This is a genomic window from Mesorhizobium sp. M4B.F.Ca.ET.089.01.1.1 (assembly GCF_004022605.1).
GTDB classification, from domain to species: Bacteria; Pseudomonadota; Alphaproteobacteria; order Rhizobiales; family Rhizobiaceae; genus Mesorhizobium; species Mesorhizobium abyssinicae.
Genome location: NZ_RZOS01001066.1, coordinates 1 through 758 on the forward strand (window position 1 = coordinate 1; position 758 = coordinate 758).

1 protein-coding gene is annotated in these 758 nt (G+C 60.4%); it reads right to left on the minus strand.

Annotated elements, in window-relative coordinates; all coding sequences use genetic code 11:
• The coding region (locus tag EN780_RS39320) for a hypothetical protein (protein WP_189557084.1) at positions 1-758 on the minus strand (758 nt) is incomplete at both ends.

The window sequence follows — 758 nt, forward strand, 5'->3', positions numbered from 1 at the left end:
TTCGTGATCCTGCCGATGATGTCGCCGGTGACGATCGCCTTGCTTCGCTTGTCCGCCGCTAAACCGGTTCTCGTAGATTTCCGCTTGCCCGTTTGCTCGGCTTGCCTTTCCAGGAGCGCCCTGAACCGCTGGCGGACATCGCTCGGATGAGTGACCGCTACTGTCGTTTGCATATGCCAGAAAAGACGGTGAGCCGGACCAAGCGTGTGGTCGTGCTCGCAGCTATGGTCATCGGTGTCGGTTTGAATTGCCAGAACGCTGGCAGCGACCCCTGCAGGGATGGCATGACTAGGACCGGCCAGTCGGTCGAGAACTTCCCATGCCGCGATCGCATCAGGCTTTTGCGCGTCAAGCCTTTCGGCAAGTTTGGAACGTCGGTTGTGATCGCAGCTCGGCCAGGTGTCGGCCGCCAGCAGGACGCGGTCGAGGGCTGCCAGTTTGGCGGAAGGCGAGCCATAGGGCTTTAGAGCGCGGAGCAGCGGGGCAAGGCAAGCCGAATACCGGACGTAGGCCGACAGGAGTAGCGACTTGAGAATGAACGTGTCGCGATCGGGCCTCATCGGATCGACGGGGGGAATGCCTGCGACTTCGACGCTTTCGAGGCCTGGCTGCAGCCACTGCGCTGAAACGCTCATGATCTGCTCCTGAACATGCGGCCAGAGGACCGCATCCCGAAACGAGCCTGTGAGCTTCTTGCGAAAATCTGGATCTATCTGATTGAAGCTGACCTTGCCGGGGACAGCCGACTGGAAGTAACC